Here is a 13,082-nt window from a genome sequence, read left to right as displayed (position 1 = left end):
AACTGTTCACGAAGATTATTTCATGAACAGTTTTAGTATTTTAATATGAGAATTTAAATTGCTGGCTCTAAATCTAAATTCTCAAAGTACTTGCTTAATGTATAAGCAATACCATCTTCTTCATTAGATAAAGTCATTTCATCAGCAATATCTTTTAAATCCTCTACTGCATTAGCCATAGCCACACCTATACCAGCATATTTAACCATTGAAGCATCATTATGACCATCACCAAAAGCTATCATCTCTTCCTTTTTATATCCCATTGGAGTTAGCACTGTATCTAAAGCCTTTGCCTTATCAATTCCTTCCGCAGTAAATTCAAAGTAAAAAGGTGCTGTAAACACACAGCATAAAGAATCTTTAAATGGCTCCATCATTTCCTTATAATGCTCTTTAAGATAATCAGGGTCTCCAGCAGTTAAAATTTTATTTAATGGATAGTCAGCAAATGCTGCTAAGTCATCTTTCTCGCATAATTTGAATTTCCCGCCACGAGATTCATATTCAATTATATTAATAGAAGTACCATTGTTATTTATTTGATTGTTAAAAACATCATTAACATACATATAATCGCCTTTGTCAATCATAGGACTAACATCAAATTTTTTCATATGCTCAAGTACAGCTTGTCCGTGCTCAATACTCATGGTTTCATTAAATAAAGTTTCGTTTGTCTCACAATCAACAACCTTAGCTCCATTAAAAGAAACAAGAAGGCCATGATTTTCATCCATTTTTAATTCTTTAGCAAAATCCATTAATCCTGACGTAGGTCTTCCAGAAGCTAGAATCAATATAGCTCCAAATTTTTGAGCTTTAATTAAAGCTTCTTTTGTCTTTTTAGATATTTCTTTTTTACTATTTGTTAATGTACCGTCTACATCCATAATAATTACTTTTATATTACTCATATGTATTCCCCCCTACCATTTTATTTGATTATATAGATTCTATTTTTAGAAATAAATAGGGGGAGCAAAGAATGAAAAGAATTTATCAAAAATAATTAAGTTTATAAATTAATAATGGAATAAGCTTGTCAAATGCCCATACATCATGAATTTGTAATTAAAGGAATATTTTGCTATGATTTAATAAAAAAGCTTTCTTTTAAAAAGGAGTAAATATGAGTGATTTTAGATATGAAGTTCGAGAACTAAAGCTAATTGAATTAAAGGATGCCACAGAGCTTATCAAAAAAGTTTTTATGAAGTTTGAAGCTCCTGATTTTCCGGAAGAAGGAGTAGAAACATTTATAAAATTTATTGAATCAGATTCATTAAAGGATGAATTTCAAGAGGGAGCCTTAAGGTTCTTTGGATGTTTTGATGATAACAAAATAATTGGCGTTATAGGAACAAGGAAGGTAAATCATATATGTTTGCTTTTTGTAGATAGGGAATATCATAAACAAGGAATTGGGAAAAAACTATTTGAAAAGGTTAAAGAATCAATACAAGAAATAAAGATTACTGTAAATTCTTCACCTTATGCAGTTGGTTTCTACCATTCACTTGGATTTAAGGATAAGGATGTTGAACAATTAGTTGATGGAATTAGATTTACGCCAATGGAATATATAAAGGAGTAGAATATGAATAATAAAATAATATACTTTGCAACTAAGGCATTAATTATTAAGGACAATAAATTTCTAGCTGTTCACAAATCATCTGTTGATCATAATTTATTTGAATTACCTGGTGGTAGGTTAGAATATGGCGAAACACCTGAAGAAACATTAGATAGAGAAATAAAGGAAGAGCTTAGTTTAAAGGTAAATCCATTAAGGATTCTCGATACTTGGACATATATTGATGATAATTTTCAGATAGCTGGAATTATTTATTTATGTACAATAAAAGAAGGTACAGTAACTTTATCAGATGAGCATGACAGATTTGAATGGTTACCATTTGAAAAAGAATCTACTAAATATATGAACTGTATATTTGAAGGTAGAATGAACAAATGGGATTTTGAGGTTCTATTAAAAGAATTACAATAATTATGTAACATAGGAGAAGTAAATGAGAAGTTCAGATGAACAATTAAAAAATCGTGGATATGTAGAATCAAAAGAAATAGAGAATTACTTAAGCTTAAATAAAGATGAACTATTAGAACTATTAAAATCTAAAGAAGCATATAAAAGAACCATTGCAATAAAGTTATTTAGGAGTATATATGGTTTAGAAAAAGACACCATTTATTTGTTTTGTGAAATGTTAGAAGATGAAAAGAAACTTTATACAAAGCTTGAAATATGTGAAGCCTTATCACAGGGTTCTATTGAAGCAGCTAAAATTATGGTAAATTACCTAGGGCGTATCGGGAATAACCAATATAGAGAATTACCTGCTAAGAAATTTAATAAAAAGAGTTATCCGCTTCCTAGAGATATTATTGCAAGGACTTTATCACACATGGGAATAGAGATATTACCTGAACTTATAAATGTTTTAAAATCCAATTATGTTTTAAGTATTAGAGAAGCTATAGATGCTATTGGATTTATATGTTTTTATAATAATGTATCTGAGAACAGTGCTTTAGAAGAGCTAATATTGGTTTTAGAGAAATACAGAGAAGATGAAATTATAAGGTGGAAAATAGTTAGAGCCTTAGAAAGTTTTAAAACTGAAAAAACACTAAAAATACTAAAAGATATTATGGAAAGTGATAGTAATGAAATTATAAGAAATGAAGCAAAAAGGTCTCTAGATATTATAAATAATTATAAGAGGTGAAGTATGTTTAATTTTGATTTAAGTAATTGTTTCTGGATTAATGAGCCCAAAAATCATGAAGTAAATAAGGATAAGATTATTATTACAACAGATCCTAATACAGATTTTTGGCAAAGAACTTATTATGGCTTTAGGAATGATAATGCTCCAGCATTATTAATTAAAACAGAAGAAAAATATTTTTCATTTACAATAAGGACAGATTTCAATAGTAAAAAGTTATTTGATCAATGCGGAGTCATTATTTATCAAAACTCAGACAACTGGTTTAAGGCTTCAATTGAGTATGAGAATGATGAATATCAAAGGCTAGGTAGTGTAGTTACTAATAATGGATATTCTGATTGGGCAACTACTGATATAGATGGAAATATAAAAACAATGTATTATAGATTAAGTCGTAGAGAAAGTGATTTTTGTATTGAAAATTCATACGACGGTAAAGTATTTAAGCAAATGAGAATTTTTCATTTGTTTGAGGGAAGTAAAGAAATTAACATTGGAATATATGCTTGTAGTCCTTCATATTCAAGTTTTGAAGCAGTATTTTCTGAATTAACTATAAGTGAATGTTTATGGGAGAGGGAGTAAGGTTATGGACAAAGATTTGATAGGAATGTGTGGTACTTATTGTGGAGTTTGCGAGTGGAAGGAAAAGACAAATTGCCCAGGTTGTCAAAAAAGTAAAGGACAACCTTTCTGGGGAAAATGTTCAATTGCAAGTTGTTCAATAGAAAAAGGCTTTAGTCATTGTGGTCACTGTACAAGTGTACCATGTGAAAAGCTAATAGATGCGTATAACGATGAAGAACATGGTGATAATGGTGAAAGGTTAATAAATTTGAAAAATTGGGCAGATGGTAAAGATATGTTTTTAAAGTTAAGAACTATAAATACAAAAGACAGGTAATAGGAGGAACATAAATGAATTTTACAATCCTAGGTAGTGGAGGATGTGTAGCATTGCCTAAACCTTTATGTCAGTGTAAGGTGTGTGTAGAAGCAAGAGAAAAGGGAAAACCATATTCAAGATATGGCTGTAGTTTATATCTTGAGGATATAGAATTATTAGTTGATACGCCTGAGGATATAGTCCATGCCCTTAATTATTCTAATATTAAAGAGGTAAATAAAGTGTTATTTAGCCATATGGATCCTGATCATGTGCTTGGAATGAGAGTGTTTGAGCATTTAAGACTTAATTGGTTTGAAGTAGCAGAGAAGAAGGAATGCTCAAACGCTATAATGGTACATGCTATGAAACATGTAATGGAAGATATAAATTCTATAAAATCTAAGTATGGTTCATATTTAGATTACTATGAAAAAGTCAGAAATTTAATTAAAAGAGAAGTTATAGAAGAGCATATATACTTAGATCAAATTAAATTAACATTTATTAAAGCTGGAGTTGCAACAGTATTTGTATTTGAAGAAAAGAATAAAAAAGTTATATATGCACCCTGTGATGTTAAGCCATTTCCTATAAATAATATATTTATGGATGCTGATGTTATGATAATTGGAAATACAATTGTTGGAGATGAGCTTAAGGATGGCTACATATTGAATAATGAGAGTAATATATTTAGTGAACTTTTCAGAATGAATGAAATTGAAGATCTAAAAAATCAATATAAAATTAAGAAAGTTATTATAACACATCTGGAAGAAGATTGGGGCAAGTCATATGATGACTATTTAAAATTTCAAGAACAATATGATGGAATACTATTTGCATATGATGGAATGAAAGTTGAAGTATAGTATATTAAGGCAGAGACGGCAGTCTCTGTTTTTTTTATGCTAAAATAAATCAATATATCCATATGTTGACAATATATAGTTAGACTGTATATAATATAACTATACAGGTAAACTATATAGTTTAACTTACTATTTGGAGGAACTATGAATAGAGATAAAAACTTACCATTAACAGAAACAACTTATTACATTCTTTTAGCATTAATAGAACCTTCACATGGATATCTTATTATGCAAAAGATTGAAGAATTAAGTAATGAACAAGTAAAGATAGCCGCAGGTACCCTTTATGGAGCTTTAGAAAATTTACAAAAGCAAAAGCTTATAGAATCAGTTAAAAGTGATGATAGCAGACGAAAGGTTTATGTAATAACGGATAAGGGAAGAGAAATATTAAAGCTTGACTATGAAAGAATGATCAGAATGGTTAGTGTGACAAAAGAACTGATGAAATTGTAATTAAGGGGGTATTGATGTGAGAAAAATAAAGTTTTTTATTGATTATGATAAAGAAGAAAAATGGTTAAATGATATGGCTAAAAAAGGTTATGAATTAGAGGATGTAATATTTACGTATAAATTTAGAAAAGTTAAGCCAGAGGATGCAATTATAAGAATTGATTTTAGAAAGTTTAATAATCAAGAAGATTTCATTGATTATACCACCTTATTTGAAGATAGTGGTTGGAAGCATATAGCTGGTAGTAAATTTTATGGAGCTCAGTATTTTAAGAAAGTGAGTGAAAATAGCCAAGAAGATATTTTCTCAGATGCTATGTCTAAGGCGGGAAAATATAAAAGGCTATCTAATATGTGGGCATCATTAGCTATTGTATACTTGCCACTTTTAGGATTTTTAAATTCTTTTAGGTCTATTAATGTTAATGCAATGATGAATCCTAAGCTATTATACTTTACACCTGGGCTGTGGGAAATGAGTGGTTTTACCTTTTGGAGACATTTCTTATTTGAAACACCTTTTGCAATTTCAAGAGGTTTTATTTGGTTGTTAATCCCACTTCTCATAATTACTTATATTTTATGTGCAGTAAAAGCAGAGCTTTTATATAGAAGACGAAAAGAAATGTAGATTATGAGGTAGGTGGATTAACTTGAAAACAAATAAGTTTTTAAATATTCTAAGAATAGCCACTTTATTTGTTGCAGTGATATGTATTTTAATTGCAATGCTTAGTGGTGGGTTTGATGAGTATTGGATAATAGGATGGACTTCAATGATTTTATCATCAATAATTAATTTTAGTATGCATCGTCTTAGAAATAAAAAATAATTTAAATTTAACTGTTATTACGACCCATGAATATAAAATATTAAAATAATCAAACTATTAATAATATATATTAATATAGTTTGGAGTGATTTAAATGGATGAAATATCATTTAACGAATTGAGTATTCAAGGTAATCAGAACAAAAAAGAATTAGAGCAAGATTTAAAGGTGCTAGAGGAAAATGTTAGGGTTCTAGATTCAATTGGCGACATGTTAAGCGGAATGGTAGATTTAAAACAAAATAATAATAGTTTTAAGAAATAAGTCCTAGGAAAAGGACTTATTTTTTTATAAAAATAATGTAATGAGAATATTTTTATTTAATTTAAATAATATGTAATAGGTTACAAAATATATAGGTTGTGGGGGATTAAAATGAGGATTTTTATAGTTAGACATGCTAGTAAAGAGTTTGGAGATTATTATAATGATAAACTTAAACATCAGGATTCACCTTTAAGTGATGAAGGAGTAGAAAAAGCTAAAAGATTAGTAGACTATTTTAAATATGAGAAAGTTGATAAAATTATTGCTAGTGAATATTTAAGAGCGTTTCAAACAGCTAAATATGTTGCAGAAAATGAAGGATTAGAAATAATTAGAGATAAAAGATTAAATGAAATAGATAATGGAATAATTGAATCCTTGAGTGATGAAGAAATAATAGAAAAATATCCAGATTTCTGGAATGACTTTTTTACATACGCAAAAGATGTGAGATTTCCTGAGGGGGAAACAGGAGAAGAGGTAAAGAAAAGGCAAGATGAACTTCTAGAAGAACTTAAAAAGGATAATAAAAACGTTCTTTTAGTTAGTCATGAAGGATATATAAGACTCTTAATGTGTAATTTATTACAACTTCCAGTATATAAAAGACATCTATTTAAGGTTGAGATGTGTGGCATAATGGAATTTGAATTCGATAAAAAACTAAATTCATGGAGAGTAATTAGATTTAATCAAAGTTTAGATATATAATTTTAAGCCACATTAAGCTAAAGAATAATCTTATTAGCTTAATGTGGCTATTTTAATAAACAAAATCAATTAATGACTTTCAGAATAATATTTTAAAGCTTCACCAATAAACTTTGATGCACCAATACCATATTTTTGATCATTAACTTTAATATACGTAGGCTTTGATAAATAAAAATCAGCCATAAGTCCCCAATGGTTTTCTCCCATATTCATTTTTAAAAATTTATAATTTTCCTTAGTCATAGTATCTATTTCACAAACAATTTTTTGTACTTCTTCTGATTTAGGATCTTTGTTCAAGTCAGCTGTAAGTTTATTATAAAGTTCTTCTGACTTTTGCATACTTTCTTCCAAATAATCTTTCTTAAACGTATCATATTGATCCATTATACTTGAGAAATTATTAAGGTTGTTTTTCATGGCTTCTGTATATTTTTCTATACTGCCAAACTGCTTTATAGCCATTTTAGCAATATCTTCTTCATTAGATTTACATTTCTCAATAAATTCATTAAATTCATCTTTACTGCCATAATATTTTATAACTTCATCTTCATGACCATTTTTAAACTCTTCTAATACACTAAAATATTCACTCATATCGAATTCTTTGAAACTCATTGCATTCTCTCCTTTTATTCGTTTATTTATAAGCCCTATTAAATCATTTAATCTATCTCTTTTTATAGTAAGCAGCTTTTTTTGATTCTTTAGAGCTTGTTTTTTATCAAAATTGGGGTTAGACATAATATTTTTAATTTCTTTTAAAGGAACGTCAAGTTCTTTGAAAAATAGAACTTGATGTAAGGTTTCAAGAGCTTCATCATCATAAAGTCTATAACCTGAATCTGTAACCTCACTTGGTTTTAATAATCCTATTTCATCATAATAGTGTAGTGTACGTACACTTACTCCTGTTAGTTCTGATACTTCCTTTACTGTTCGCATAAATTACCTCCAATTTTGATTTGAGAGTTAGTATTATCTAACGCTTTGCCGGCAATGAGTTTTTGACAATATATTCTAGCTCTAATATTATATTAAGCTATAACGTAACGTTAGAGTCAATAATTTTTTATAATAAAATATTGACTCTAACCTTGGGGTAGAATTTATAATTATTTAGAGGGGAGGGATAATCTTGAAAATTAGTGAGTTCGCAAAAAGGACAGGTGTTACAGTTAAAACCTTATTACATTATGATAAAATTGGACTACTTAAGCCATCATCAAGAACTGAAGCTGGATATAGGATTTATTCAGATAATGATTTTATAATATTACAGCAAATTACTACACTTAAATATATGGGATTATCGCTTGATGAAATAAAAGGTATAGTTGATAAAAATAATAAATCACTGAAGCATGTAATAAATTCACAAATAGATATACTTGAAGAAAAAAAGAAGCATATAGATATAGTTATTTCTTCATTAAATAAGGCGCAAAGGCAAATACAAAATAATGCTTTTGAAGGTATTGAAGAACTTATTGATATAATCAAGATAACAAATATGGAAGTAAAAGCAAGAGATAGATTTGAGGATGCTAGTAAGGAATATAAGACAGATAGCTATTATTGGAGAGCAAAAACTCAAGAACTAATTAATAAATTGCTTACACCAAATACTAGAGATGTGATTTTAGATTTAGGGTGTGGTAATGGTAAACAGATTATTGAATTATCTAAAGACGTAAATTTAGCAATTGGTATAGATATTAGTGAAGGAATGATCAAAAAGGCATTTGAAAGAATAGCAATTGAAAAGGTAAATAATGCTGAATTTTATATTGGAACTTTTGAAGAGCCAGAATTAAATATAAACTTAAAAGAAAAGAGAATCACAAAGATAATATCTAACTATGCATTACATCATTTAACAACTAAATTTAAAGAAAAAGCTATAGAGAAGATGATTTCTTTAGGAGGAGAAAGTTTAGAAAGTATAATTATTGGAGATTTAATGTTTTTTGAAAAGCCTAGCAGCTATATAGAAGAATTTTCAATGGTCGGATATGGCCCAGAGGTAGATTCTCCATCTACAGTAGAAGAATTAAAGAATTGTTTTAAAAATTATGATTTTACGGTAGAATTACACAAGTTACATCCACTTGTAGGGGTATTAGTTGCTAATAGAAAATAGACATAAAATTATTAGAGCTGAAAAGCTCTTTTATTTTATAATGATATAATATATTTAAATGTGCAACTATTAGTTGTCAAGAATGTTAATGTTAGGTGATAGGCATATATTTACAATCTTTGTATACTTATCTTGAGGTGATAAAATGAGTTTTGGAGCAAAGTTACAAGAACTTAGAAAAGAGCAGGGGTTATCCCAAGAATTATTATCTGAATATATTGGTGTTTCTAGACAAGCAGTTGCAAAGTGGGAAATAGGTCAATCATATCCTGATATTGAGAATTTAATTTCTATAAGTGATTTATTTAAAGTAAGTATTGATAAATTGGTTAAAAGTAGTGATGGCCCATGTGGCTTAAGAGAAGATAGCTCACAAGAAATTAAGAAAAATGAAAAAGTTATAGAGTTTTTATGTAAAGCTAAAAAGAAAACATATGCAGGTAGAGGAGCTGAAGTTGAGCCTTCAAGACCAAGCTCACATGATTTACGTTATATAGAAGGAGATTTTAAATATATTGATACTTATTTAGGCGGAAGAAATTTTGCAGGTGAGGAAGCAGTATGGCAAGAGGATACTCCAATATGGTCAATGAATTATATTGGTCGAGTTCTATCTGAAGAATTTTCAGGTTCGTTTCTAAAAGAAGTATTGTCTAGCGTAAATAGTAAATATCCTTATAGAGGACCACTAGTATATGAAAATGGAGAATATAAGTATCATACAATAATAACTGGAGAATTCAATTGGTTTCAAGGTTATGAGGAAATTTATTATAATGATAAAAAGGTATATGAATGTTTTTTTCATGGCGGAAATATTTTATGATTTTATGAGACAAATATGATATTTTAGGAGGTTTGTTTAATGGAGAAGTTAAAGAATCATATTTTAGAATTAGAAGAAGAGTTACTTAAACCTGAGGTAAGACAATCTCCTGAGAAACTTAGTTTGTTATTATCTAATGGCTTTACTGAATTTTGTAGTTCAGGTTATATTTATAAATATAAGAAAGGCGAAGTAATAGAAGAAAGTGAAAGTCAAAAAGAATTAAAGTGGGAAGTTATAGATTTTGATATTTCATATATTAGTGAGGATTGTGTCTTAGCAACATATAAATTAATAAAGCATGATGAGTTAGATGAGAAAAAGAAATGTTCACTTAGAAGTTCAATTTGGAAAAGTATTAATGGTAATTGGAAGATGATTTTTCATCAGGGAACTATAATATCTAATATTTGATTTAAAAGGAAATATTTGAAAGAAATAATCATTTCATATATAATAAAATAAGCTTCATAAGAAGTTTATTTTATTATATAAAGGGCGTAAATTAATATGATGAAAAAAGTTATTATTGGTATTTTTTCTATACTAACCTTGTTAGGATTAATTTCAGCATATGTTATATATGACTATGTTAAAGAGCGAAATATATATTCAAATATAATTAAATCAAATTGGAAAATAACTTTACCTAAAGAGTATGATGAAATTTATGAAAAAGATGAAGGTCCAAGCTTTCTTGGTGATGGAGATAGATATCATATATTTCAATATAATGATATTAAACAAATCGATTCATCTTTAGAGTGGAAAAGTGAAAAAAATGAATCAATTGAGGCAAGTTCAGAAGAAATACTTAAGAAATTAAAAGTTCCTAAAGAGTATTATCCAGATTTTAAAAATAGCTATAAATATTATTGGAGGATAAAAGATGATAATTCTAAGATATATTTTATATTCGACAGTGATAAGAAAGAAGTATTTGTTTTAGAACATTTTCAATAGAATTATATCAAGGAGGAAATAAAATGAAAACATTAGAAACAGAGAGACTTATATTAAGGGACTGGAAAGAAGAAGATTTTTTAGATTTATACGAATACGCTTGTGATGATAGGGTAGGACCTGTAGCAGGATGGCCTGTTCATAAAAATATAGAAGAAAGTAAGACAATAATTAAGAGATTTATTAATGATAATGAATCTTATGCAATAGTATTGAAAGCAGAGAATAAAGTAATTGGTGGCACAGGACTACATAATAAAACCCCTGATAAAACAGTTGAAGATTTAAAACAAAGGGAAATTGGATATGTGCTAAACCCTAAATATTGGGGACATGAATATGTTCCTGAAGCAGTAAAAGTACTCCTTAAATATGGATTTGAAGAATTAAATTTAGATTTAATATGGTGTGGACATTATGATTTTAATATGAAATCTAAACGAGTAATTGAAAAGTGCGGATTCAATTATAGATTTAATCGTGATGTTAAATTAGCTTTATTTGAAAATAGAGTAGAAAATGAATTGTTCTATAATATCTATAGAGATGAATATTTTAAATAAAAATAAATTGAAATCGGTTTGTCATAATAATGACATATTTATTATTTATAATAAATACATAATAAGTTTTCTTTTTTACGAATCTCCTTTGTAAAGGCACTCACAATTGTGGGTGCTTTTTTACTTTATAGGAATTGCGGTGACGATTTTTTGTTTTGGAAAAATTATGCGTTTTAAGGTAAGATAGAAATATATTTAAAATAATATTGACTCTCCAGTGTGGAGGATAGTTTATACTTACATCAAGGTAGCCAACTTAAAGTAGCAGGCTATCTACTATAAGAGGTGAATAAATGTACAAAATAGGTGAATTTTCTAAGATTACAAGTCTTACTGTGAAAACACTAAGATATTATGATGAACAAAATATCTTAAAACCATCCTATAGGAATGAAGAAAATGATTATAGATTTTATAGTGAAGAGGATTTTAAGAAAGCAGAGTTAATTATGCTTCTTCGTAAATTTGAATTTTCCATTTCAGAAATAAAAGATTTACTAATAAATTATGAAAATACATCTGATCTTTCATATTTTCTTGAAGAGAAAAAGAAGATGATAGAGAAAAGAATAGAAGAAGAAAAAAACCTATTAAAAAAAATTGACCTCTATATTAAGCCTGAAAATAGGGAGGTATTTATGAACTATACTATAAAAACTAAAGATATTGAACCAATACTAGTCGCATCCATTAGATATAAGGGGAAGTATAAGGATGTAGGGAAATATATAGGAAAACTATATAAGATAGTTAAGGGTAATGCAAATGGTGCTCCATTTAATTGTTATTACGATAGTGAATACAAAGAAGAAGCTGATATTGAGTTATGCCTTCCAACATCTAAAGTAGTTAGTAATAATGATATAAATTCAAGACAATTACCTAAGATAAAAGCTTTATTCACAACACATATTGGTGATTATGAAAACTTGAATATGGCTTATAAGGCTCTGCTTGATTATGCCAAAGAAAATAAATTAAAATGCTTAACACCATCAAGAGAAATATATGTAAAGGGACCAGGAATGATATTTAAAGGTAATCCTAATAAGTATATAACTGAAATAATCATTCCTATAGAAGAGGAGGAATAATTAATGGCAGAGAATAAATTAGATTATAAAAAGGAATTCAAAGACTTATATTCACCAAAGACTGTACCAGGTTTAATAGATGTTCCAGAGATGAAATTTATAATGGTTGACGGAAAAGGAAATCCTAATGATAAAGATGGAGAATATCAAAAAGCTGTAGAAATAATATATGCCATTTCTTATACAATTAAAATGAGCAAAATGGGCAGTTTTGAACCTGAAGGATATTTTGAGTATGTAGTTCCGCCGCTTGAAGGGTTATGGTGGAGAGGAGACTTAGAGATGGATTTTACTGAAAAAGATAAGTTTCATTGGACATCTATGATTAGACAACCTGAATTTGTAACAGAAGAAGTTTTTAATTGGGCTTGTAATGAAGTAAAGAGAAAGAAACCTCACATTTTAGTCGAAAAAGCAAGATTTAGTTCTTTTAAAGAAGGTTTATGTGTGCAGATTATGCATGTAGGATCTTTTGATAATGAGGGGGAATCTATTAAAAAAATTGATGAATTTATTTATAACAATTCACTCAAAAATGATTTTAACTCAAATAGAAAACATCATGAAATATATATATCAAATTATCTTAAAACACCAGCTGAGAAATTGAAGACAGTTATTAGACATCCAGTGGCAAAAATTTAACTCATAAAAATACCTATGCTAAGAGCAACTAGCATAGGTATTTTAGTT

At 28.2% G+C, this 13,082-nt stretch carries 19 protein-coding genes and 1 pseudogene; 18 read left to right on the top strand and 2 right to left on the bottom strand.

Annotated features, from left to right (window positions below):
• Positions 1–53: 53 nt before the first annotated feature.
• Positions 54–917, bottom strand: a complete 864-nt coding sequence (locus JK634_RS07855; RefSeq protein WP_202767097.1) for a Cof-type HAD-IIB family hydrolase — start codon at positions 915–917, stop codon at positions 54–56.
• A gap of 215 nt (positions 918–1,132) precedes the next feature.
• Between JK634_RS07855 and JK634_RS07850 the strand changes: the two genes are divergently transcribed.
• From JK634_RS07850 to JK634_RS07800, 11 genes are all read left to right on the top strand, one after another.
• A complete protein-coding gene (locus JK634_RS07850) occupies positions 1,133–1,597 on the top strand; it encodes a GNAT family N-acetyltransferase (RefSeq protein ID WP_202767096.1) in 465 nt (154 codons plus the stop codon).
• Positions 1,598–1,600: 3 nt separating this feature from the next.
• On the top strand, positions 1,601–2,014 hold the full coding sequence (locus tag JK634_RS07845; protein WP_202767095.1) for an NUDIX hydrolase: 414 nt from the start codon (positions 1,601–1,603) through the stop codon (positions 2,012–2,014).
• A gap of 22 nt (positions 2,015–2,036) precedes the next feature.
• Positions 2,037–2,756 carry a HEAT repeat domain-containing protein gene (locus JK634_RS07840; RefSeq protein WP_202767094.1) on the top strand — a complete coding sequence of 240 codons (720 nt, stop codon included), beginning with the start codon at positions 2,037–2,039 and terminating at the stop codon, positions 2,754–2,756.
• Positions 2,757–2,759: 3 nt separating this feature from the next.
• On the top strand, positions 2,760–3,347 hold the full coding sequence (locus tag JK634_RS07835; protein ID WP_202767093.1) for a DUF1349 domain-containing protein: 588 nt from the start codon (positions 2,760–2,762) through the stop codon (positions 3,345–3,347).
• A gap of 4 nt (positions 3,348–3,351) precedes the next feature.
• Positions 3,352–3,666, top strand: coding sequence for a DUF3795 domain-containing protein (locus JK634_RS07830; RefSeq protein ID WP_202767092.1), 315 nt, complete (start codon positions 3,352–3,354; stop codon positions 3,664–3,666).
• Between the two features lie 14 nt (positions 3,667–3,680).
• The gene (locus JK634_RS07825) at positions 3,681–4,523 is read left to right on the top strand and encodes an MBL fold metallo-hydrolase (protein WP_202767091.1); all 843 of its coding nucleotides are present in this window, start codon (positions 3,681–3,683) and stop codon (positions 4,521–4,523) included.
• Positions 4,524–4,667: 144 nt separating this feature from the next.
• Entirely contained in the window at positions 4,668–4,982 is a 315-nt protein-coding gene (locus JK634_RS07820) for a PadR family transcriptional regulator (RefSeq protein ID WP_202767090.1), read from the top strand.
• A 16-nt stretch (positions 4,983–4,998) separates the two neighbouring features.
• Positions 4,999–5,613, top strand: coding sequence for a DUF2812 domain-containing protein (locus JK634_RS07815; RefSeq protein ID WP_202767089.1), 615 nt, complete (start codon positions 4,999–5,001; stop codon positions 5,611–5,613).
• Between the two features lie 22 nt (positions 5,614–5,635).
• Positions 5,636–5,815: a hypothetical protein gene (locus JK634_RS07810; RefSeq protein ID WP_202767088.1), complete on the top strand. Its 180-nt coding sequence runs from the start codon at positions 5,636–5,638 to the stop codon at positions 5,813–5,815.
• A 94-nt stretch (positions 5,816–5,909) separates the two neighbouring features.
• Positions 5,910–6,080 (top strand): hypothetical protein, encoded by a 171-nt coding sequence (locus JK634_RS07805; protein WP_202767087.1) that lies wholly within the window; start codon positions 5,910–5,912, stop codon positions 6,078–6,080.
• A 111-nt stretch (positions 6,081–6,191) separates the two neighbouring features.
• Positions 6,192–6,794, top strand: a complete 603-nt coding sequence (locus JK634_RS07800; protein WP_202767086.1) for a histidine phosphatase family protein — start codon at positions 6,192–6,194, stop codon at positions 6,792–6,794.
• A gap of 84 nt (positions 6,795–6,878) precedes the next feature.
• Here the strand turns inward: JK634_RS07800 and JK634_RS07795 are convergent.
• A pseudogene (locus tag JK634_RS07795) lies at positions 6,879–7,745 on the bottom strand (MerR family transcriptional regulator); the annotation flags it as partial.
• 193 nt (positions 7,746–7,938) lie between these two features.
• Here JK634_RS07795 and JK634_RS07790 point away from each other — a divergent pair.
• The 7 genes from JK634_RS07790 to JK634_RS07760 all read left to right on the top strand — a co-directional run bounded on the left by JK634_RS07790 (position 7,939) and on the right by JK634_RS07760 (position 13,034).
• Positions 7,939–8,943: a MerR family transcriptional regulator gene (locus JK634_RS07790; protein WP_202767084.1), complete on the top strand. Its 1,005-nt coding sequence runs from the start codon at positions 7,939–7,941 to the stop codon at positions 8,941–8,943.
• Between the two features lie 145 nt (positions 8,944–9,088).
• Positions 9,089–9,769, top strand: a complete 681-nt coding sequence (locus tag JK634_RS07785) for a DUF5680 domain-containing protein (RefSeq protein ID WP_202767083.1) — start codon at positions 9,089–9,091, stop codon at positions 9,767–9,769.
• A gap of 39 nt (positions 9,770–9,808) precedes the next feature.
• On the top strand, positions 9,809–10,183 hold the full coding sequence (locus JK634_RS07780) for a nuclear transport factor 2 family protein (protein WP_202767082.1): 375 nt from the start codon (positions 9,809–9,811) through the stop codon (positions 10,181–10,183).
• A 96-nt stretch (positions 10,184–10,279) separates the two neighbouring features.
• Positions 10,280–10,732: a hypothetical protein gene (locus JK634_RS07775; RefSeq protein WP_202767081.1), complete on the top strand. Its 453-nt coding sequence runs from the start codon at positions 10,280–10,282 to the stop codon at positions 10,730–10,732.
• A 23-nt stretch (positions 10,733–10,755) separates the two neighbouring features.
• Complete coding sequence (locus tag JK634_RS07770; protein WP_202767080.1) at positions 10,756–11,295, top strand: GNAT family N-acetyltransferase; 540 nt, start codon at positions 10,756–10,758, stop codon at positions 11,293–11,295.
• Positions 11,296–11,588: 293 nt separating this feature from the next.
• A complete protein-coding gene (locus JK634_RS07765; protein ID WP_202767079.1) occupies positions 11,589–12,389 on the top strand; it encodes a MerR family transcriptional regulator in 801 nt (266 codons plus the stop codon).
• 3 nt (positions 12,390–12,392) lie between these two features.
• Positions 12,393–13,034 (top strand): GyrI-like domain-containing protein, encoded by a 642-nt coding sequence (locus JK634_RS07760; RefSeq protein ID WP_202767078.1) that lies wholly within the window; start codon positions 12,393–12,395, stop codon positions 13,032–13,034.
• Positions 13,035–13,082: the final 48 nt, after the last annotated feature.

It is taken from the genome of Clostridium paridis, from assembly GCF_016765615.1.
Classification (GTDB): Bacteria; Bacillota; Clostridia; order Clostridiales; family Clostridiaceae; genus Clostridium_T; species Clostridium_T paridis.
This window is presented reverse-complemented; position numbering and strand designations above follow the sequence as displayed.